We start from the raw sequence: 18,455 nt of genomic DNA, 5'->3' as shown, positions 1-18,455 counted from the left end.
GTGAGCGATTACCCAGTCATCGACACGATCATCGACCGCGCCGGACTCGACGACGCCGACGCCCTCGCGGCTGTCGCCGCCGCGACCTTCCCGCTGGCCTGCCCGCCCGGCTCCACCCCTGCCGACGAAGCCGCCTTCATCGCCGCGAATCTGTCCACCGACCGGTTCCTGGACTATCTCGCCGATCCCGCCCGCGTGGTGATCAAGGCCGTCCACGATGGGCAGATCGTCGGATACGCGCTGCTCAATATGATGGAACCGGCCGATCCGACGGTGGCGGCCGTGATCACCGAGCGGCCGGTGACCGAGGTCAGCAAAATGTACGTGCTGCCCGGCCAGCACGGCAACGGAGTGGCGGGCGCGCTCATGCGCACCGCGCTCGACGCCGCCCGCGACAGCGGCAGTGTCGCGGTGTGGCTGGGAGTGAACCAGCACAATGCCCGCGCGCAACGGTTCTACGGCAAGCACGGGTTCGAGGTGGCGGGGACCAAGACGTTCACGGTCGGGGCCCAGTTGCATCACGACTATGTGATGCGGCACCGATTCTGAAGCACGAGAGACTGATTCGATCCGGGTTCGCCGGTGGGAGCGCGAAATGATCGCGCTCCCACCGGTTCACGCCCCTAGCACCCGCCCAGTTCGAGACGGCGGCCGGTGAACCGCTGCCGCATGCGGCGGTCGTGAGTGACCAGCACCACCGCACCGGGGTAGCCGTCCAGAGCCTGTTCCAGATCCTCGACGAGGTCCGGGGACAGGTGGTTGGTCGGCTCGTCCAGCAGCAGCAGATCCACCGAATCGGTGGCCAGGCGGGCCAATTCGATCCGGCGGCGCTGGCCGTAGGACAACTCGCCGACCCGCAGGGTCAGCTCCGACGGGCGGAACAGGCCGAGCGACAGGAGCTGATCCGCGTGTTCCTCCGGGTAGCCGACGCGCCCGGAGGCGAAGGCGGCCAGCACGGTCGTGTCCGCCGCCCACGGCGACTCCTCCTGACGCAGATGCCCCACCCGGCCGCGCACGATCACCTCCCCGCTGTCCGCGCTCAGCTCACCGGCGAGCAGACGCAGCAACGTGGTCTTGCCCGCGCCGTTGGGACCGGTCACCAGCAACCGCTCCCCCGGCCCGACCCGCAAAGCGTCCAGCCGCAGACGTCCCTGCACCACAACGGAACTCAACTCCACCACTGGAGACTGGTCCACCACTGGAGGCAGCTCCGCCAGCGGGGACTGCTCCGCCACTGATGGCAGCTCCACCGCCGGGGACTGCTCCGCCACTGACGGCTGGTCCACCACTGGGAACTGCTGCGCCGCTGTTGGCAGCTCCACCAGCGAGGACTGCTCCTCCGCTGATGGCAGCTCCACCACCGGGGACTGCTCCGCCGCTGGTGGCAGCTCCGCCAGCGAGGACTGCTCCGCCACCGGCGAGGTCGCTGCCACCGCCGGCCCCTCCGTCACCGGCGACGACGCTGTCACTGGGGATGGCGCTCCCTCCTCCGCTGTGGCCGAGGCGGTGAGGAATTCGGCCGTGAAGCGCAACGGGTTTGGCGGTGGGGCTTTCGGGTCAGAGGTGAGGCGGTTCACTCGCTCCTTTGCGTTGCGGATGCGGGACTGGGCGCCGTGGCCGCGGCTGCGGGTTCGGAATGGGCCTGCCGCGAAGACTGCCAGGGGCAGTTTGCGCGGAATGGCGTCCAGGCGAGCCACATTCGACTCGGCCAGTTTCTGGTTGCGGGCCAGTTCGGTGCGCCATTGCTGGTATTCCAGTTCCTGGCGCTGTCGGCGGGCGGCCTTGGCGCGCAGGTATCCGGCGTAGCCGTTGCCGTGGCGGGTGATCGTGCCCGCGTCGACCTCGAGGACCGTGGAGGTGATGCGTTCCAGGAAGACTCGGTCATGGGTCACCGCGATCACGGTGCCAGGGTGATCGCGCAGGCGGCGTTCGAGCCAGTCGACGGCCTCGTCGTCGAGATCGTTGGTCGGCTCGTCGAGCAACAGCAGTTCCGGCGCCGAAGCCAGGGTGGCCGCCAGCGCCAGCCGTCGCCGCTGTCCGCCGGACAGGCTGTCCAGCAGGCGATTCCGGTCGAGACCGGGCAGGCCGAGACCGTGCAGGGCCGCATCCACGCGGGCGTCGGCCTGATAGCCGCCGCGCGCCTCGAAGCGGGCGGCCAGCTCGGTGTAGCGGTCCAGCCGGCGCCCTAGCGGGCCGGGCTCCGCCAATTCGGCTTCGGCAGCGCGCATTCGGGACTCCAGGTCGCGAATATCGCGCAGCGCCAGGTCGATTGCCGCGCCGACGGTGGCGGTGGGCGGCAATTCGAGGGTCTGCGCCAGGTACCCGATGCCGCCGGGCGCCCGCACGATCACCTCACCGTTGTCGGCGACGTCACGACCTGCGATGAGCCGCAACAAGGTTGACTTGCCGGTCCCGTTGTCGCCGATCACGCCGACCTTCTCGCCCGGGCGGACGGACAGGCTCACCGCGTCGAAAACGACACGGTCGCCATAGCGTTTGGACACCCCGGACAGGGTGGTTTGGGGTACAGCGGAGGATTGGAGGGTAAGCACAGAGGTCTCCCGTTTTCGGAATGAACGATGACTCGACGCGGAGCGGAGCTCAACGCGACGAACTGATCACGAAAACAGGAAAAAGAAACCCATGAGGGTTGCGACAGTAGCGCGCAACCCGCATGGGCGTCAAGGTTTTTCGGACCGAAGGATCAGGCGAGCAGTTTCGCCTTCAGGGCCGACACGTCGGCGTCGGTGAGCTTCAGGCCGTCGTGGACGTAGTTGTCGAAGCTGCCGTAGGACTGGTTGACCTGGTCGAAGGCGGCATCCAGCGCGGCAGCGGAGACGCCGTTCATCATGTCGCCGTCCTTGGCGCCGCGGTAGTAGTTCGACAGCAGATAGTCGTAGTAGACCGTGTCCTTGTCGACGCCCAGGATGCTCAGCAGCACCGCCTCGGTCCAGCCGGTGCGGTCCTTGCCGGCGGTGCAGTGGAACAGCACGCCGCCCGGGTTGTAGGCGATGTCGCGCAGCACGTTCGCGAAGCCGTCGCTCGCGCCGGGGGCGGTGACGAAGGCGCGGTAGAGGTCGGTGCCGGCGGACAGGGTCGAGGCCATCACCTGCGGCGGGGCCTGGCCGATGACGTCGTCGTGATGCTCGGCCGCGCCGGCGGGGACCCGGTCCACGCCCATGAGCTGCTGCTCGTAGCCGGTGCGCAGATCGTGCACGGAGACCACGTTCAGGGCGGTGAGCTTGGCGAGGTCGTCGTCGGCGGCCTTGGACAGCTCACCGGTGCGGAAGACCAGCCCGCTGCGCACGGTGTGGCCGTCGAGGGTGCGGTAGCCGCCGGCGTCGCGGGCGTTCTGCACACCCGTCAGGCCGAGGGCTCGGGTATCGGTGTCGACCACGACGCTGCTGGTCGCGGCGGGCGGATCGGTCGCGAAGGCGGTCGCGACCGATCCCAGACTGGCGGAGAACGCGATGGTGACCACCGCGGCGGCTTGGACAGCACGGTTGCGCAAGGTAGATCTCCTTCCGGGGACGAAAGCCGAAGGCGGTCCGGTTTTCGTTGACCCTCGAAATTTATTACCTGAGGGGACTCTGAGAACCATCGGGTCGGTTCTTTGTGTCCCCGTGCGCTGCCACGTCGGTCAGGCGTGAGCCGGAGCCTCGAACCGCGACAGCGCCAGCAGGCGCGAGATCGCGCGCAGGTACTTCTTGCGGTACCCGCCGTCGAGCATTTCCTGGGTGAAGATCTGATCCAGTTTCGCACCCGAGATCGTCACCGGAATGCCGGCGTCGTAGAGGCGGTCGGCCAGCACCACGATGCGCAACGCCACCGCCTGATCGGTGACCGGGTGCACGTTGGAGACGAACACCGCGGACACGCCGTCGATCAGCGCGCCGTAGCGCGAGGGGTGCAGCGTGCTCAGATGCTTGGTCAGCCCGTCGAAATCGTCGAGCGTGGAATCCGTTGTGGCGGCGGCCTTCTCGGCCAGCAGCTCCGGCGAGGTCGGCTCGGGCGCGGGCGGCAGATCGCGGTGACGGTAGTCGGGGCCGTCCACGCGCACGGCCTCGAACAGCGCACCCAGCTTCTTGATCTCACGCAGGAAGTCCTGGGCGGCGAAACGGCCCTCGCCCAGCTGACCCGGAAGCGTGTTGGAGGTGGCCACGATGGACACGCCGCGATCGGTCAGCTCGGTCAGCAGCCGCGACACCAGCATGGTGTCGCCCGGATCGTCGAGCTCGAACTCGTCGATGCACAGCACACTGTTGCCCGACAGCCGCTCCACGGCATTGTTGAAGCCCAGCGCGCCAACCAGATTGGTGACCTCACCGAAGGTGCCGAACGACTTCGGGTCGGGCACGCTGTGGAAGATCGAGGCCAAGAGGTGGGTCTTGCCGACGCCGAAACCGCCGTCGAGGTACAGCCCGATGCCGTGCACCGGCTTCTTCTTGCCGAACAGCGGCTTCTTGTCGGCGGCCTTGCGCAGCTTGGTCACCTGCTCGGCGAACTGCTCGGCCTTGGACACGGCCGCGGCCTGGGAGGGTTCCTTCGGATCCGGAATGTAGGAACCGAAGCTCACCTCGTCGAAGGTGGGCGGGGGAACCATCTGGGCCACGAGCTGGTCGGCGGGGACCTCCGGGTGGCGGTCGACGAGGCGTTGTTGCACTGTGCAAGCGTAGAACCGTGTTGGAATGGGGCCTTATGCAGCACATGCCGAATGCGATTCAGCTCACAGATCTCAGCCGCGACGACCTGGTCGAGCTGTACGCCTACCCCATGGAGCCATCCACGCCGTACGTGCGTGTCAACTTCGTCACCAGCATCGACGGCGCGGTCACCGTGGACGGGCGCTCGGGCGGGCTGGGCACGCCCGCCGACAAGCAGGTGTTCGGGCTGCTGCGGGATCTGGCCGATGTGGTGCTGGTCGGGGCGGGCACCGTGCGCGCGGAGAACTACGGTGCGGCACACACCGATTCGGAGCTGCGCGCGCGGCTGCATCGGGCGGGCCGGGGCGGGGACGCGGACGGGACGCCGCCGCGGATCGCGGTCGTCACCGCGCGCGCCGCGCTGGATCCGGAACTCAAGCTGTTCACCGACACCGGGCCGCGGCCGCTGGTGCTGACCACCTCCGTCGCGCCCGCCAACCGGGTGGAACGACTGCGGGACGCGGGCGCGGAGGTGATCGTGATCAGCGAACAGCTCGGCACCGCCGACAGCATTCGTGAGGAACTCGACAAGCTCGGGCTACGGCGTGTGCTGTGCGAGGGCGGGCCGTCGCTGTTCGGCGAATTCATCGCCGCCGGCGCCGTCGACGATCTGTGCCTGACCATATCCCCGCAGCTCGTCGCCGGGTCCGAGGGCCGAATCGCGGTGTCCCCCAAGGCGGCGCCCACCCCCATGACGCCACGCCACCTGCTGCTCGACACCGACGGCACGATCTTGACCCGATGGGAACGCGCGCACACCCGAGGCTGAAACCGCGCCCCGGACCTGGCAGGCTGTAGCGCATGCGCTGGACTCGGGCCGCTCTGCTGGCGTCGACACTGTCGATATTGGTGACCACCGCCTGCGGGGCCGGGCCGTCGAACCGGCCCGCCGTCGCCGTGGAACAGCCGCATCAGGCCGGGGCCGCCGTCACCTCCACCGCGCCCGCCGACGCCACCCCGCCCGCGCCCGAGGTCCCCAAGGCCGACCTGGCGTGGAAGGACTGCACGGCACCGACTTTCAACCTGCTGAGCCTCGGCGCGCCGCCGCAGGGGCTGGTGCTCGAATGCGCGGAGTACACCGCGCAGATCGACGTGGCCGGGAATGTGGCGGGCAATTTCCGCAACGCGGTCATGCGGGCGCGCTACGACCGCACGCCCAAGGATGCCGCGCCGCTGATCCTGACCTCCGGCTCGGACCGGTCCTCGACCGCGACGCTGGCCGGGCTCGCGGCCGGCAACGCCAGCGCACTACTGGCCGCGCGGCCCCTCATCGCGGTGGATCGGCGCGGCATCGGCAGTTCGGTGCCCGTCACCTGCATGACCGATCCGCAGCGCAAGGTGCTCGCCGATCAGGCCCAGTTCACCCGTGGCGCAAGCGATCCCGTGGACGCCATGAGCGTCGCCGGGCGGGAGGCCACCGTGGCGTGCCTGGACTTCCTGGCGCCTTCGCAGGGGGTGTACGACGCGCCGCACGCCGCCGACGACCTCGAGCAGCTGCGCAAGCAGTTGCAGGTGGATCACCTCGCGCTGATGGGGACCGGGACCGGAGCGAACGTGGCGCTGAACTACGCGCGCAAGTACGGGCAGCATCTCGGGCGGCTGGTGCTGGATTCGCCGCAGCCGGTCGGCACCGACGCCAACGGGCGCGCCGAGCAAAGGGTCAAGGGGCAGGAGGCCGCGCTGACCGCGTTCGCGCAGCGCTGCTCCTCGCTGAACTGCTCGCTGGGTGCGGACCCGCGCGCGGCGATCGTGGATCTGGTGAACCGGGCCGGGGCGGGGCAGCTGGGCGATCTGTCGGCGTCGGTGCTGGTGACCACGCTGGGCGGGTTCCTGGGAGATTCGCGCTCACTGGGCAATTCGCAGGTCACCGAGTTCGCGGACGCGCTCGGCGCGCTCGGGCGCGGCGACCACGGGCCGATCACGCCGTTCGTCCTGGGCGCCGCGGCGGGCATCGCCACCGACGGCGAATTCGTCAACCGCTGCAGCGACAATCACGAACCGTCCACCCCGGACAAGGCCAAGGGGTTCGAAACCACCTGGGGCACCCAGTATCCGGTGTTCGGCAAGGTGGCTGCCATCGATCTGATGGCCTGCTCGGCCTGGCCCGCCGCCACCCCCATGAACCTGCCCGACAAGCTCGCGCTGCCGGTGCTGGTGCTGGGCGGCAGCGCCGATCCGGTGGTCGGCCAGGACGGCCGGCCCACGGTCACCGGTGCGCTCGGGGCCGCGGGCGCGCGCACCGCGACCGTCGTCTGGCAGGGTTGGGGTCACCCGACCTTCGCCCACTCCGGATGCGCTCAGCAGTCGCTGGCCGACTACCTCACCGACGGCAAACTCCCCGCCGACGGCACCGCCTGCCCGGCCTGAGATTCGGGGCCGGGCACGCGGGTCCTTCAGCGGGTCGGCGCATGTGTGGGCGGGGTATTCGGTGTACCGTGCCCGAGTGTTCCTTCGACAGCTCGAGCCGCGCACCGCTCGCACCACCGCCGAGGTATTGAACTTCGCACTGTGGCCGCTCGCGATCCTCACCGTGATCCATCGGGTGTTCATCAATGCTGTCAACTACCACGTGACCAATGACTTCACGCCGGTGTACAACGCCTCGCTGGCGTTCCTCAACCATCGGCCGGTGTACGACGCCAATTTCAGCTCGACCGATCCGGCGTATCTGTACCCGCCGAGCGGGACGCTGCTGATCTCGCCGCTGGCCATCATCGACCCGGAGAAGTCGCGGTGGGCTTTCATCCTGGTCAATGCGCTCGCGCTGCTGCTGGCCTGGTACCTGCTGCTCAAGCTGTTCAACTTCACGCTGAACTCGGTGGCCGCGCCCGCGCTGCTGCTGGCCATGTTCGTCTCCGAGACGGTCACCAACACGCTCGCGTTCACCAATATCAACGGCTGTCTTTTCCTGGCGATGATGGCGTTCCTGCATCTGGTGCTCGAGCGCAAAGACCTGTGGGCCGGTGCGGCTTTGGGCTTGACCATCGCGGTCAAGGGGCCATTGCTGGTGCCGCTGTTGCTGATTCCGCTGGTGCGCGGGCAGTGGAAGGTGTTCATCACCGCGCTCGGCATTCCGGTGGTGCTCAACCTGCTGGCGTGGCCGTTGATCGTGGACTACAAGGCGTTCTGGACGCATACGCTGCCGTACCTGTCGGAGGCGCGGGACTACTTCAACAGCGCCATCGTCGGCAATGCCGGGTACTACGGTGTCGCCGAATGGCTGACCTGGACCATTCGTATCGTGATGGCCGGGCTGGTGCTGGCGTCGCTGTGGATCCTCTACCGCTACTACCGCGACGACGAGGTGTTCTTCGTCTGCAACACCTCCGGCATCCTGATCACCGCGACCATGCTGCTGGGTCCGCTGGGCCAGATGTACTACTCGATGTTCCTGTTCCCCATGCTGATGACGGTGGTGCTGCGCAATTCGCTGCTGCGCAATTGGCCGGCGTGGCTGGCGATCTTCGGGTTCATGTCCTACGACAAGTGGCTGTCGGATCGGTGGCAGAGCATCGGACGCGATCTGGAGTATCTGCGCACCACCTTCGGGTGGGGGCTGCTGCTGATCGTGGTGTTCTGCGTGCTCGGCGACCGCTACCTGGTCGCCAAGCGCGAAGGCCGATTGCGGTCCGGTCAGTCCCTGGATCCGGCGTGGATGCACCCGGAACGGTCGGACGAGACCGCCGAGGTCGACACCGCGCCCCGGACGAAGGCCGCCGCCTCGTACTAGCGTGGAGCCCATGAGTTCCGATGCCGACCAGCTACCCGCACCGCGCATTCAGCTGACCCCGCAGGAATGGCGGACCAAGCTGACCCCGGACGAATACCGGGTGCTGCGCGAAGCGGGCACCGAGCGCGCGTTCACGGGCGAATACACCGACACCGAGACCGAGGGCGTGTACTCCTGCCGCGCCTGCGGGTCCGAATTGTTCCGCAGCACCGAGAAATTCCATTCGCACTGCGGCTGGCCGTCGTTCTTCGATCCGGCGAAATCGGAGGCGGTGGTGTTGCGCACCGACGATTCGCTGGGAATGCGGCGCGTGGAGGTGCTGTGCGCGAACTGCCACAGCCATCTGGGTCACGTGTTCGAGGGCGAGGGGTATCCGACGCCCACCGACAAGCGGTACTGCATCAATTCGCTGTCGCTGCGGTTGCAGCCGACGGAGACTCCCGGCTGAAATCGGTTGCGCGGACAGCGTTGCCGGGGCCGCGGAGTGGCTCCGCGGCCCCGGCGACGAGATGTCCTCAGTGCCCGCGCTGGTCGTGCAGGGCGAGCCCTTCCTTCGCCTTGACCCGGCGGTGTTCGATCAACAGCCAGCCCACACCGGCGACCGCGGCCACCGCGGCGATCACGCCCGCGATCACCGCGCGCCCGGGAAAGCCGTACCCGGCCGCGGTCAAGCAGGCCGCCAGGGCCACCAGGGCCAGCGCGCACAAGACGATGCCGGGGAAGTTGTAGCCGTCTTCCAGCGCCTCCCCCGCGTGTGCGCGAGTCGTCCGCGAATCGTCGGGGAACCCGTCTCGATCGTTCTCGGCCATCGGACACCTCCTCATCGGGAACGGCGGAACGGCTGCCCGCCTGCTGCTTCGGCACTACCCGCTGTCGCCGCCCGCAATCTCGATGCGCGTCATGGCGGGGATCACTGCCCCACGTGCCGGCGGCACAGTTCTACTGGGCGGGATCGGGGTTCTTCATCGCGCCGATGCGCAGGGATCCGTCGGGGGTGGGGGCGACATCGGTGTCCGGGGCGGTGCGGACGGCGCCGTCCGCGGCGTCCTGCACAGCGGTGTCCTGCACAGCGGCTTCCGCTTGGCGGACATAGGTTTCGGGGTCCTTGTCGATCGACTCGACACCGGTGTAGTTGCGGGCCTGGTAGGCGGCGAAATCGACGGCGAGACGGTGGCGGCGGGACAGGGAGGCCAGGCGGCGGAAGTCGGTGAGGCCCTCGCGTTCCTCCTCGGCCATGTGGTCGCTGTTGGCCAGATTGGCGGCCGCGACCGCGGCGAACCATTCGCGCGAACCCACCGGATGCCGTGCCACCTCGGCGACGGCGTCGCGAATCTCGTTGTGGTCGTGGATGGCATCGAGGGTTTCCTCCTCGACGCCGGCCGTGCGCCGCGCCGCCACCCCGACACGCAGCAGCTCCGGATAGAAGATCTCCTCCTCCGCCTGGGCGTGCAGTTCGAGGAAGCGCCCGAGCCGGGCCCAGATGGCGGAGAGCACCTGCTTCTCCGACGGATCGATCTGCTCGAGAATCGCGAACAACCGCCGCTGCTCGTGATGGTCGTCGAGGATCAATTCGGTGATGTCCACATTTCCTCCTGATCGACACGGTCGGTGCGGTCACCGATCCCATCCTGCGCGTGCGCACCGGGTACCCAGCCCAGCGCGCCGCCGACGGGCGTCAGCAGGCCCAGATCGGTGAACGCGTCCAGCCAGCCCCGCATGGGCCAGCTGCCCCAGCGACGGTGAAACAGCCGGGCATTGCGCAGAATATCGGCCAGATGCTCCACGGGCGGGTCCGACACCGGGTGATGCTGATGGTAGGCGTGCGCGCCCCCGACCCAGCGCAAGGGCACCGCCGCGGCGCGGGCGCGGAAACCGAAATCGGTGTCCTCGGCGCCGTATCCGCGATAGGTCGGATCGAATCCGCCCAGGCGCGACCAGGTGCGCGCCGCCACCGCGAACGACAGCGACCAGAACAGGCCGTAATCCTCGGCGTCCCAGATCATCTCGTCGGGCGGTGCGGGCCGGGCCGGATGCGGGGCGCGACAGCGGGGCAGATCGGCGAGGTCGTAGCCACCCGGCGGGGGCGGCGGCAGGTAGGTCACCGGCCCGCAGTCCACTGCGTCCGGGGCGTGAGAGTCGTTGCGGGCCTGTTGATATCGCTCGATCATGACCGGGTCGGGCAGGCAGTCGACATCCAGGAACACCAGCAGCTCGGCCCCGCGCTCCAGGGCCGTGGCCGCGCCGAGATTGCGGGCTGCCGCCAAGGGCAGCGGCGTGCGCGCCGGCAGCCATCGCCCGTGAGCGGGACCGGCGCGCAGTTCCGCGAGCACTGCCGGGTCGCCCATGGAGACGACGATGTGGTCGTCGGGCGTCCGGGTGCCGGCGGCGACGGCGCGTAATTGATTGCGCAGGTGGGCGAGTCGGCCCGCGGTGATGGTGATCAACGCCGTCCTCATGTGGACGCCATCCGGACGCCGCCCACTCCGGCGATGACTTCGGCCGCGCGCCGGGCCGCGCCGTCGGTGCCCCACAGCCGCCAGCGCCGAGGATCGCGGGCGGACGCACGCTCGAGCAGCTCGGGCCACGCCTCGGGGGCCGGCCAGCGGTCGAGAACCGTTGCCAGACCGGAGGATCGCAGCGCACGCGCGGTGGCGTGCTGCTCGCGATAGGGCCGGGCGGCGGGGATGACGATGGCGGGGCGGGCCGCCGAGCGGCGGCGATATCGGCCACCGCGCCCTGCCCCGCCTGGGTCACCACCACCTGCGCGGCGGTCAGCACCGGCCACAGCGTGTCGATCCAGCCGTCGACACCGGCTGTGCGCCAACGCATCCGGGGCGTCGCCGCCGCGCAGGCCGCCACGGTCTCGCCGGTGACCTCGCCGCCGCCCGCGCCGGCCAGCACCAGCACCTCGGGCGGACCCGGCTCGGAGTCGCGGCGCGCGGCCGGTCGGTCGCCGAATCGCGAAATGCCGCCCACGTAATGGGTTTTGCGTTCGTGTTCGCGCAGCCAGCCGGGCCGGTAGAGGGCACGCGGCCAGGCGGCGATCAGGGCGTCGGCGAGATCGTGGACGAGGCGGTGCGGCCGGTCGGTGCGGGTGCCCGGAAGGGCCATGGTGATCACCGGAATCCCGTGCAGGCGCGCCAGCAACGCCACCTCGACCGAGACGTCGGCCACCAGCGCCGCGGGCCGGGCCGTCGCGATCCACGCCGACAGGGCCGCCATCCGCCCGCGCAGACCGTCGTCCTGGCGCGGAACCCAGTGCAGCACACCGCCTCCGGTGACATCCGCGGGCGCGGCGGCCGCGTCGTCGCGCGGCAGCCGGACCACGTCGGCGAACACGTCCGGGACCGGATCGGTCAGCGAGGTCAACGCGACCACCGGGGTGTCGAGGTGCGCGCAGATCGCCTGCGCGCGCAGCAGATGCCCGCGGCCGTGATGGTGAATGTAGTAGCCGATCATGCCGAGATCTCCGGCCAGGAGCGCGTGCACAGCGTCCGGTAGCGCGTCAGATAGCGTTCGACGGTGCGATCGTGGCCGCATTTGCCCGACCGCGCGGCGGCGCACCTGCGGCCGCGGCAACCGGACGGCCTCCTCGACGGCCGCGGCCATCGCCGCCGTGTCCCCGGGTTCGACCAGCCATCCGCAGTACGGGTCGATCACCTCCGGAATGCCGCCGCGCGCGAAGGACACCACAGGGGTGCCGCACGCCAGCGCCTCGGCCACCACCAGGCCGAACGGCTCGTCCCACAGCGGCGTGACCAGTGCGGCCGCGCACGAGCCGAGCAGTCGGGCCAGCGGCCGATGCGCGAGATGGCCGTGATAGCACACGCGGTCGTCCAGTCGCGGGGCGATCGCGGTGCGGAAGTAGCGTTCGTCGCTGACCGGCCCGGCCAGGTGCAGGCGACGGCCCGCCAGCCGGGCGGCCTCGATGGCCAGATGCGCGCCCTTCTCCGGCACCAGCCGGCCGAACCACACCAGATCCGTGCCGCCCGGCCCCAATGGCCAGGTGTCGGTGTCGATTCCATTGCAGACCACGTCCACGTCGGGCAGCAGATGCCGCCAGGCGCCGGCGGTGTGCGCGCTGACCGCGGCGAAATGCGAACCGGCGCCGCCGGTGACGGTGATCGCCGATTCCAGCCACGGGGTGGGCGGGGTGTGCAGGGTGGTCAGCATCGGCACCGGCAGGCTGGGCGCCATGGCGATCGGCAGATAGTGCAGGCTGTGATTGTGGATGACGTCGAATTCTGTTGCGGCGTCGGCGATCAGCGTCATCATGACGTCCAGGTAGGCGTGATGGTCGTCGAGGAACGCCCGCGCCGGCATGGACACGTCCTCGGTGGCGGCGCGGCTGGGCGGGATGGGACGCACCGGCAGTTCGCCCGCGTCCAGCACCGGATCCGAACCCGTCCCGGCGAAGAGGGTGACCCGATGGCCGCGGCGGCCCAGCGCCCGGGCCAGCTGCCACACATACGATTCCAGTCCGCCCGCGAACGGCTGCGCGATGGGATACCGATTCGAGGCCACCATCGCGATGCGCAGACTGCGGCCCGACCGGCTCATCGGTGCAGGACCCGTTCGTAGAGGCGGCGGTGCGCCCGCGCCAGCCGGTCGCGTTCGGCGCGGCGGCCGGCCCAGCTCGCGCGCGGCGCGCGGGTACGAGACAGCTCCACCATCGCCTCGTGCAGTGAGACGGGACGGAAGTGCCGCTCGTCGAAATCGTAAGTGGCGCAGGCGCGTTGCTGATGGTAGAAACCGCAGCTCGGGGCGGCGACCGCAGTGCCCAGGTCGTGACAGGCTTCCAGCCAGCCCGAATGCGTGCCGAAACGGTAGGGCAGCACCGACACCGTCAGCGACGAAAGATACTGCCACAGTTCGTCATCGGTGAAGTACGGGTGAATGCGCACCTGCACCCGTGGTTTGCGGCCCAGATCCAGGATCGCCCGGCCCATTCGCGGGTTGTACCAGTGGTTGCCACGTTCGAAGAGTTCGTCGTGCATGTCGATGCGCAGCACCGCGTCGGGCAGCCGGGTCACCGTGCGCGCCAGGGTTTCGAGCACGGGCAGGGGATCCATATTGGCGCGCAGACTCTTCACGTGCGTGCCGATGACCATCTGGTCGGACTCCGGTCGCCGGGCCTCCAGCAGTTCGCGCTCCACCACGTGCGGATGCGGCAGGACCTCGGCGCGGCGGCCGTAACGCTGCTGGATTCGCGCGGCCGCGCCCGGGGTCAAGGTGACCAGCGCGTCCGCGGCGGGGATCAGCATCCGCAGGTTCCGCTCGTGCGCGCCGGGTTCGGGATGATGGGGGTTGCGCAGGTCGTGGACGGTGTAGACGAGCGGCTTGCGGTGGGCGCGCAGCTCGTGGATCACCTGACCGAGCGTCTCGGGCGGCACCGCGTCGAAGCCGAAATGCACATGGAAGACATCGAATTCGTGGTGGTGGGCGCGAATCCACCCGGGATCCAGCATCAGCGGCGGCCACCAGCCGCCGGGCACGGTGCGGCCGTCGGCGGGGGGCGGATCGGGCAGGCGGTGCACCTCGTCCGAACCGTCCACGGCCGACAGGTGCCGCACGTACACGTGCGAGGCGGGCACCGACGCCACCCGGATGGGCCGCGGAGACACCAGTGTGGCCGGGCGTGGATCGAACGAGTCGAACCGAGCTGCGGTCCGAGAACCGGGCATACCGGCGGCCTCCTTCCGAGCGTCCGCAGCGATCCGCTGCTGGCGCTCTACCCCAGCGAGCGGCTGGCTAACGCCGTGGGATCGAGATCACCGCGGCGGTCGCGGGTGGAATGCGCCGTCCGACGTTTGCGACCGGTAGGGGCGGGCATTCGCCAGCTGTCTGCCAAGGCCCGTTTCAAAGGAGGTACTCGATGGCCGCACGCGCGAAGTCCCAACCCGCCGTCCCCGGTGCGCCCGCCAGCGCGCCCGCGACGGAGCAAGAACCGACCAAGCCGCACGAGCCCCTGCCACCGAAATCGGATCAGACGGGACCGGCCACGGGCACACCCACCGGCGCCCCCACCGACACGCCGCAGGACGCGGTCGCGCAGCAGGGCGCCTACCTGACCACCGCGCAGGGCGCGCGGCCCAGCGATACCGATCATTCGCTCAAGGCGGGTCCGCGCGGGCCGGTGCTGCTGCAGGACCATCACCTGCGCGAGAAGATCACCCACTTCGACCACGAGCGCATTCCCGAGCGCGTGGTGCACGCCCGCGGCGCGGCCGCGCACGGCGTCTTCGTCGGCAACGGCGCCGCCCAGAAGATCTGCTGCGCTTCACTGTTCGAGAAGGGCAAGGAAACCCCGGTCTTCGTGCGCTTCTCCACGGTGCTGGGCTCACGCGGCTCGGCCGACACCGTGCGCGACACTCGCGGCTTCGCCACCAAGTTCTACACCGACGACGGTGTATTCGACCTGGTGGGCAATAACATTCCGGTCTTCTTCATTCAGGACGGCATCAAGTTCCCCGATGTCGTGCACGCCGCCAAACCGCATCCCGACCGCGAGATCCCGCAGGCGCAGAGCGCGCACGACACCTTCTGGGATTTCGTCACCCTGCACACCGAGGCGACCGCCCACACCCTGTGGAACATGTCCGACCGGGGCATTCCGCGCTCGTATCGGATGATGGAGGGCTTCGGCGTCCACACCTTCCGCCTGATCAACGACAAGGGAGACGCGGTGCTGGTGAAATTCCATTGGAAGCCGAAGCTCGGCGTGCACTCGCTGCTGTGGGAGGAAGCGCAGATCGCGGCCGGCATCGACCCGGACATGCATCGGCGCGATCTGGCCGACGCCATCGAGTCCGGGGCGTTCCCTCAGTGGGATCTGGGCGTGCAGGTGTTCCCGGACAACGACGAGCAGATGTTCGAGGGCATCGACCTGCTCGACCCCACCAAACTGGTGCCCGAGGAGCTGGCGCCGGTGCAGATCATCGGCACGATGACGCTCAATGCCAACCCCACCAACTACTTCAGCCAGACCGAACAGGTCGCCTTCCACCCCGGGCATCTGGTGCGCGGCATCGATGTCACCAACGATCCGCTGCTGCAGGGTCGCCTGTTCTCCTACCTCGACACCCAGATCAGCCGGCTGGGCGGGCCGAATTTCGCGCAGCTGCCGATCAATCGGCCGCACGCCCCGGTCAACGACATGCTGCGCGACGGCATGCATCAGACGGCCGTGCATTCCGGTGTGGCGCCCTACCGGCCCAACAGCCTCGACGGCGGGTGTCCGTTCATGGCCGGGTCGGCGGAGACGTTGATCGAATTCCCCGAGGTCGTCAAGGGCACCAAGGTGCGCGCGGCCGCGGCCAGTTTCGACGATCACTTCAGTTCGGCGCGGCTGTTCTACGCCAGCCTCAGTGAGATCGAACAGGAGCACGTGGCCAAGGCGTACACCTTCGAGCTGGGCAAGTGCTACGAGAAGGCGATCAAACAGCGCGCGATCGGCGTGCTGCGGCAGATCGACGAGGAGCTCGCGCGGACGGTCGCGGCGGGACTGGGCCTCGCGCTCACCGGCGAGCCGGCGGAGAGCTCGGCGGTCACGGTGTCGCCGGCGCTGTCGCAGCTGGGCGGCACCTGGCCGTGTGACGGCCGCATCGTCGGCATCTTCGCCACCGCCGACACCGATCCGGGCGAGCTGGCCGCGACCGTCGCCGCCGTCGCCGAGCAGTCCATGACGCCGCTGGTGATCGCTCCGACCGGCGGTGAGATCGGTTCCGGCGCAACAGCGGTGCCGATCTCGCGCACCCTGGACACGGCCCGGTCGATCGAGTTCGACGCGCTGCTGATCGCCGGGACCGCGCCGGATCTGCGGCTGGGTCTCCTGCTGCAGGAGGCGCATCGCCATCTCAAGGCCATCGCCTACACGCCCGCGGGCGCGGAGGCGATCACGACGGCCGGGATCGACGAGAAATCGGCCGGCGTGGAATCGGTGGACACGCTCGCCGCGGGCCTCGAAGCGCTGGCCGCGCTGCTGCCCGAGCATCGCGTCTGGCCGCGCGCCGCGGAGTTCCCGCGCTGACCCGGGCGGACCCACAGCCGCACCTACCGGCCGGGTGGCCGGTAGACGGCTGTGCGGTCTGCTCCGACACTCCATCACGCCGTGGCTACACCCCTCGGGCAGCGCGACGGATCGAGTCGCGCAAACAGTATGGTGCGAGCGGGTTTCCGCGCATGCCCCGAATTCTGCGGGCACGGCGGACAACGCCTACGGCAGGGCGGCGATCAGCTTCTCGACATCCACGCGCGGGCCGGTGAAGAACGGAATCTCCTCGCGCACATGGCGACGCGCCTCGGTGGCGCGCAGATCGCGCATGAGATCGACGATGCGGTGCAGTTCGGGGGCCTCGAAAGCGAGGATCCACTCGTAGTCGCCCAGGGCGAAGGAGGCCACGGTGTTGGCGCGCACGTCCGGGTAGTCGCGCGCTTCCTTGCCGTGATCGGCCAGCATCTTGCGCCGCTCCTCGTCGGGCAGCAGGTACCAGTCGTAGGAGCGCACGAACGGGTAGACGCAGATGTAGTTGCCCGGTTCCTCGCCCGCCAGGAAGGCCGGGATGTGGGACTTGTTGAACTCGGCGGGGCGATGCAGGGCAGCCTGGCTCCACACCGGATTGGAGATCTGACCCAATTCGGTGACGCGCCGGAAATCGGCGTAGGCGGCCTGCAGTTCCTCGATCTTCTCGGCGTGCCACCAGATCATGAAGTCGGCGTCGGCGCGCAGGCCGGCGACGTCGTAGATGCCGCGGACCACCACGCCGCGCTCCTCGAGGCTCTCGAAGAACTGCTTGGCCTCCTTGATCGCGGCCTGGCGATCCTCGCCGAGCACGCCGGGCTCCACCTGGAACACCGAGAACATGAGGTATCGGATGGTGTCGTTGAGGGCCTTGTAGTCGAGTCGCGCCATGACACCCATCGTGCCACTGCGCCCGAAGCCACCCGGAATCGGGCAGGGCGGACACGGTGATTCGAATCGCGGGCGAGCGCCGCACGTTAGAGTGGACGCGGGGGTTCACCGGTCAGCCATCGGCACCGATACGAAAGAAGCACACGTGCATCCGACATACGCCGAGGTGACAGCGGCCGCCGAACGCATCTCCGGGCACATCCGGCCGGTGGTGCTGGCGCGCGCGGACGCCGACACCGTGCCGGTCGCCGGCGATGTCTGGCTCGCACTCGAGCACATGCAGCACACCGGCAGTTTCAAGGCGCGCGGGGCCGCGAATTTCGTGCTGGCGCAGCGCGAATCGGGGCAGCTGCCCCGGGTGGGGATCACCATCGCCTCCGGCGGGAACGCGGGCGTGGCCTGCGCCTGGGCGGCCCGGCTGGTGGACTCCGCGGCCACCGTCTTCCTGCCCGATTCCGCGCCCGCGGTGAAGGTGGCGCGGCTGAGATCGCTGGGGGCGCAGGTGCTCTCGGGCGGTGACGCCTACGCGGACGCGGCCGCCGAATGCGAACGCTACGCCGCGGTCTCGGGGGCGCTGCGCTCGCACGCCTACGACGATCCGTACATCGCGGCGGGGGCGGGCACCCTGCTCGAGGAGATCGTCGAGCGGCTGCCCGAGCTCGACACCGTCGTGGTCGCGGTCGGTGGCGGCGGTCTGCTCACCGGAATCACCGTGTCCGCCAACGAACATGGGGTGCGGGTGGTGGCGGTCGAGCCCGAACACTGCCGCGCCTTCCACGCCGCCGTCGAGGCCGGAACCGCCGTGGACGTGCCCGTCGACTCGGTAGCCGCCGATTCGCTCGGCGCCCGCCGCGTCACCCCCATGGCCCTGTCCGCGGCCGCCGCGGGGGATGTCGTGCCGGTGCTGGTGAGCGACAAGCAGATCATCGCGGCCCGCCAAACCCTCTGGGACTGCCGCCGACTCGCTGTCGAACACGCGGCCGCCACCGCACTGGCCGCGCTGTTGTCGGGCGCCTACGTGCCCGAACCGGGCGAACGCGTCGCAGTGATCATCTGCGGCGCCAACACAGACCCCAGCGACCTCGTCACCCGCTGACGGGGTCCCCGGCCC

At 69.5% G+C, this 18,455-nt stretch carries 15 protein-coding genes and 2 pseudogenes; 7 read left to right on the top strand and 10 right to left on the bottom strand.

The genetic code is table 11. The features are described 5' to 3' along the window. The gene (locus tag D7D52_RS23095; protein ID WP_425464561.1) at nt 1-549 is read left to right on the top strand and encodes a GNAT family N-acetyltransferase; all 549 of its coding nucleotides are present in this window, start codon (nt 1-3) and stop codon (nt 547-549) included. Nucleotides 550-623: 74 nt separating this feature from the next. Here the strand turns inward: D7D52_RS23095 and D7D52_RS39360 are convergent, their stop codons facing one another. The 3 genes from D7D52_RS39360 to zapE form a co-directional block, all read right to left on the bottom strand. Continuing rightward, complete coding sequence (locus D7D52_RS39360) at nt 624-2,552, bottom strand: ABC-F family ATP-binding cassette domain-containing protein (RefSeq protein ID WP_425464560.1); 1,929 nt, start codon at nt 2,550-2,552, stop codon at nt 624-626. 152 nt (nt 2,553-2,704) lie between these two features. After that, the gene (locus tag D7D52_RS23085; protein ID WP_246023238.1) at nt 2,705-3,511 is read right to left on the bottom strand and encodes a tyrosine-protein phosphatase; all 807 of its coding nucleotides are present in this window, start codon (nt 3,509-3,511) and stop codon (nt 2,705-2,707) included. Nucleotides 3,512-3,640: 129 nt separating this feature from the next. Continuing rightward, nucleotides 3,641-4,663, bottom strand: coding sequence for a cell division protein ZapE (gene zapE / locus D7D52_RS23080; RefSeq protein ID WP_120739551.1), 1,023 nt, complete (start codon nt 4,661-4,663; stop codon nt 3,641-3,643). Nucleotides 4,664-4,698: 35 nt separating this feature from the next. Here zapE and D7D52_RS23075 point away from each other — a divergent pair, with 35 nt between their 5' ends. From D7D52_RS23075 to msrB, 4 genes are all read left to right on the top strand, one after another. Beyond that, the gene (locus D7D52_RS23075) at nt 4,699-5,472 is read left to right on the top strand and encodes a pyrimidine reductase family protein (RefSeq protein WP_120739549.1); all 774 of its coding nucleotides are present in this window, start codon (nt 4,699-4,701) and stop codon (nt 5,470-5,472) included. Nucleotides 5,473-5,504: 32 nt separating this feature from the next. Further along, entirely contained in the window at nt 5,505-7,070 is a 1,566-nt protein-coding gene (locus tag D7D52_RS23070) for an alpha/beta fold hydrolase (RefSeq protein ID WP_120739547.1), read from the top strand. Between the two features lie 76 nt (nt 7,071-7,146). After that, entirely contained in the window at nt 7,147-8,433 is a 1,287-nt protein-coding gene (locus tag D7D52_RS23065) for a glycosyltransferase family 87 protein (RefSeq protein WP_187703026.1), read from the top strand. A gap of 10 nt (nt 8,434-8,443) precedes the next feature. Continuing rightward, nucleotides 8,444-8,881 (top strand): peptide-methionine (R)-S-oxide reductase MsrB, encoded by a 438-nt coding sequence (msrB, locus tag D7D52_RS23060; RefSeq protein WP_120744386.1) that lies wholly within the window; start codon nt 8,444-8,446, stop codon nt 8,879-8,881. 67 nt (nt 8,882-8,948) lie between these two features. On the opposite strand, the gene D7D52_RS23055 is transcribed toward msrB, so the two are convergent. From D7D52_RS23055 to D7D52_RS23030, 6 genes and pseudogenes are all read right to left on the bottom strand, one after another. Next, complete coding sequence (locus D7D52_RS23055; protein ID WP_120739543.1) at nt 8,949-9,242, bottom strand: hypothetical protein; 294 nt, start codon at nt 9,240-9,242, stop codon at nt 8,949-8,951. 130 nt (nt 9,243-9,372) lie between these two features. Continuing rightward, nucleotides 9,373-10,017 (bottom strand): hemerythrin domain-containing protein, encoded by a 645-nt coding sequence (locus tag D7D52_RS23050; protein WP_120739541.1) that lies wholly within the window; start codon nt 10,015-10,017, stop codon nt 9,373-9,375. Next, nucleotides 9,999-10,889 (bottom strand): glycosyltransferase family 2 protein, encoded by an 891-nt coding sequence (locus D7D52_RS40390; RefSeq protein ID WP_162958488.1) that lies wholly within the window; start codon nt 10,887-10,889, stop codon nt 9,999-10,001. The genes D7D52_RS23050 and D7D52_RS40390 overlap by 19 nt, the downstream gene beginning before the upstream one ends. Next, nucleotides 10,886-11,892 (bottom strand): annotated as a pseudogene (locus D7D52_RS23040) (glycosyltransferase). Before D7D52_RS23040 ends, D7D52_RS40390 begins: the two are co-directional and overlap by 4 nt. Further along, nucleotides 11,889-12,993, bottom strand: a pseudogene (locus D7D52_RS23035) (glycosyltransferase). The pseudogenes D7D52_RS23040 and D7D52_RS23035 overlap by 4 nt, the downstream one beginning before the upstream one ends. After that, complete coding sequence (locus D7D52_RS23030; protein WP_120739539.1) at nt 12,990-14,117, bottom strand: glycosyltransferase; 1,128 nt, start codon at nt 14,115-14,117, stop codon at nt 12,990-12,992. The pseudogene D7D52_RS23035 and the gene D7D52_RS23030 overlap by 4 nt, the downstream one beginning before the upstream one ends. 191 nt (nt 14,118-14,308) lie before the next feature. Between D7D52_RS23030 and D7D52_RS23025 the strand changes: the two genes are divergently transcribed. Continuing rightward, the gene (locus D7D52_RS23025) at nt 14,309-16,462 is read left to right on the top strand and encodes a catalase (RefSeq protein ID WP_120739537.1); all 2,154 of its coding nucleotides are present in this window, start codon (nt 14,309-14,311) and stop codon (nt 16,460-16,462) included. A 186-nt stretch (nt 16,463-16,648) separates the two neighbouring features. On the opposite strand, the gene hemQ is transcribed toward D7D52_RS23025, so the two are convergent. Continuing rightward, nucleotides 16,649-17,344 (bottom strand): hydrogen peroxide-dependent heme synthase, encoded by a 696-nt coding sequence (gene hemQ / locus D7D52_RS23020; RefSeq protein ID WP_120744385.1) that lies wholly within the window; start codon nt 17,342-17,344, stop codon nt 16,649-16,651. Between the two features lie 145 nt (nt 17,345-17,489). Between hemQ and D7D52_RS23015 the strand changes: the two genes are divergently transcribed. After that, nucleotides 17,490-18,440: a serine/threonine dehydratase gene (locus tag D7D52_RS23015; RefSeq protein ID WP_246023237.1), complete on the top strand. Its 951-nt coding sequence runs from the start codon at nt 17,490-17,492 to the stop codon at nt 18,438-18,440. Nucleotides 18,441-18,455 lie beyond the last annotated feature (15 nt).

Origin of the sequence: Nocardia yunnanensis, assembly GCF_003626895.1 — a bacterium.
Classification (GTDB): Bacteria; Actinomycetota; Actinomycetes; order Mycobacteriales; family Mycobacteriaceae; genus Nocardia; species Nocardia yunnanensis.
The sequence above is the reverse complement of the archived record's forward strand: the minus strand, read 5'-3'. Positions and strand labels throughout refer to the sequence as shown.

Bases quoted from the DNA above. Each gene is read 5' to 3' on its own strand.
- D7D52_RS23030 (WP_120739539.1), bottom strand. From the start codon at position 14,117: ATGCCCGGTTCTCGGACCGCAGCTCGGTTCGACTCGTTCGATCCACGC.
- D7D52_RS23075 (WP_120739549.1), top strand. From the start codon at position 4,699: ATGCAGCACATGCCGAATGCGATTCAGCTCACAGATCTCAGCCGCGAC.
- D7D52_RS23025 (WP_120739537.1), top strand. From the start codon at position 14,309: ATGGCCGCACGCGCGAAGTCCCAACCCGCCGTCCCCGGTGCGCCCGCC.
- D7D52_RS23055 (WP_120739543.1), bottom strand. From the start codon at position 9,242: ATGGCCGAGAACGATCGAGACGGGTTCCCCGACGATTCGCGGACGACT.
- hemQ (WP_120744385.1), bottom strand. From the start codon at position 17,344: ATGGCGCGACTCGACTACAAGGCCCTCAACGACACCATCCGATACCTC.
- D7D52_RS23070 (WP_120739547.1), top strand. From the start codon at position 5,505: ATGCGCTGGACTCGGGCCGCTCTGCTGGCGTCGACACTGTCGATATTG.
- D7D52_RS40390 (WP_162958488.1), bottom strand. From the start codon at position 10,889: ATGAGGACGGCGTTGATCACCATCACCGCGGGCCGACTCGCCCACCTG.
- msrB (WP_120744386.1), top strand. From the start codon at position 8,444: ATGAGTTCCGATGCCGACCAGCTACCCGCACCGCGCATTCAGCTGACC.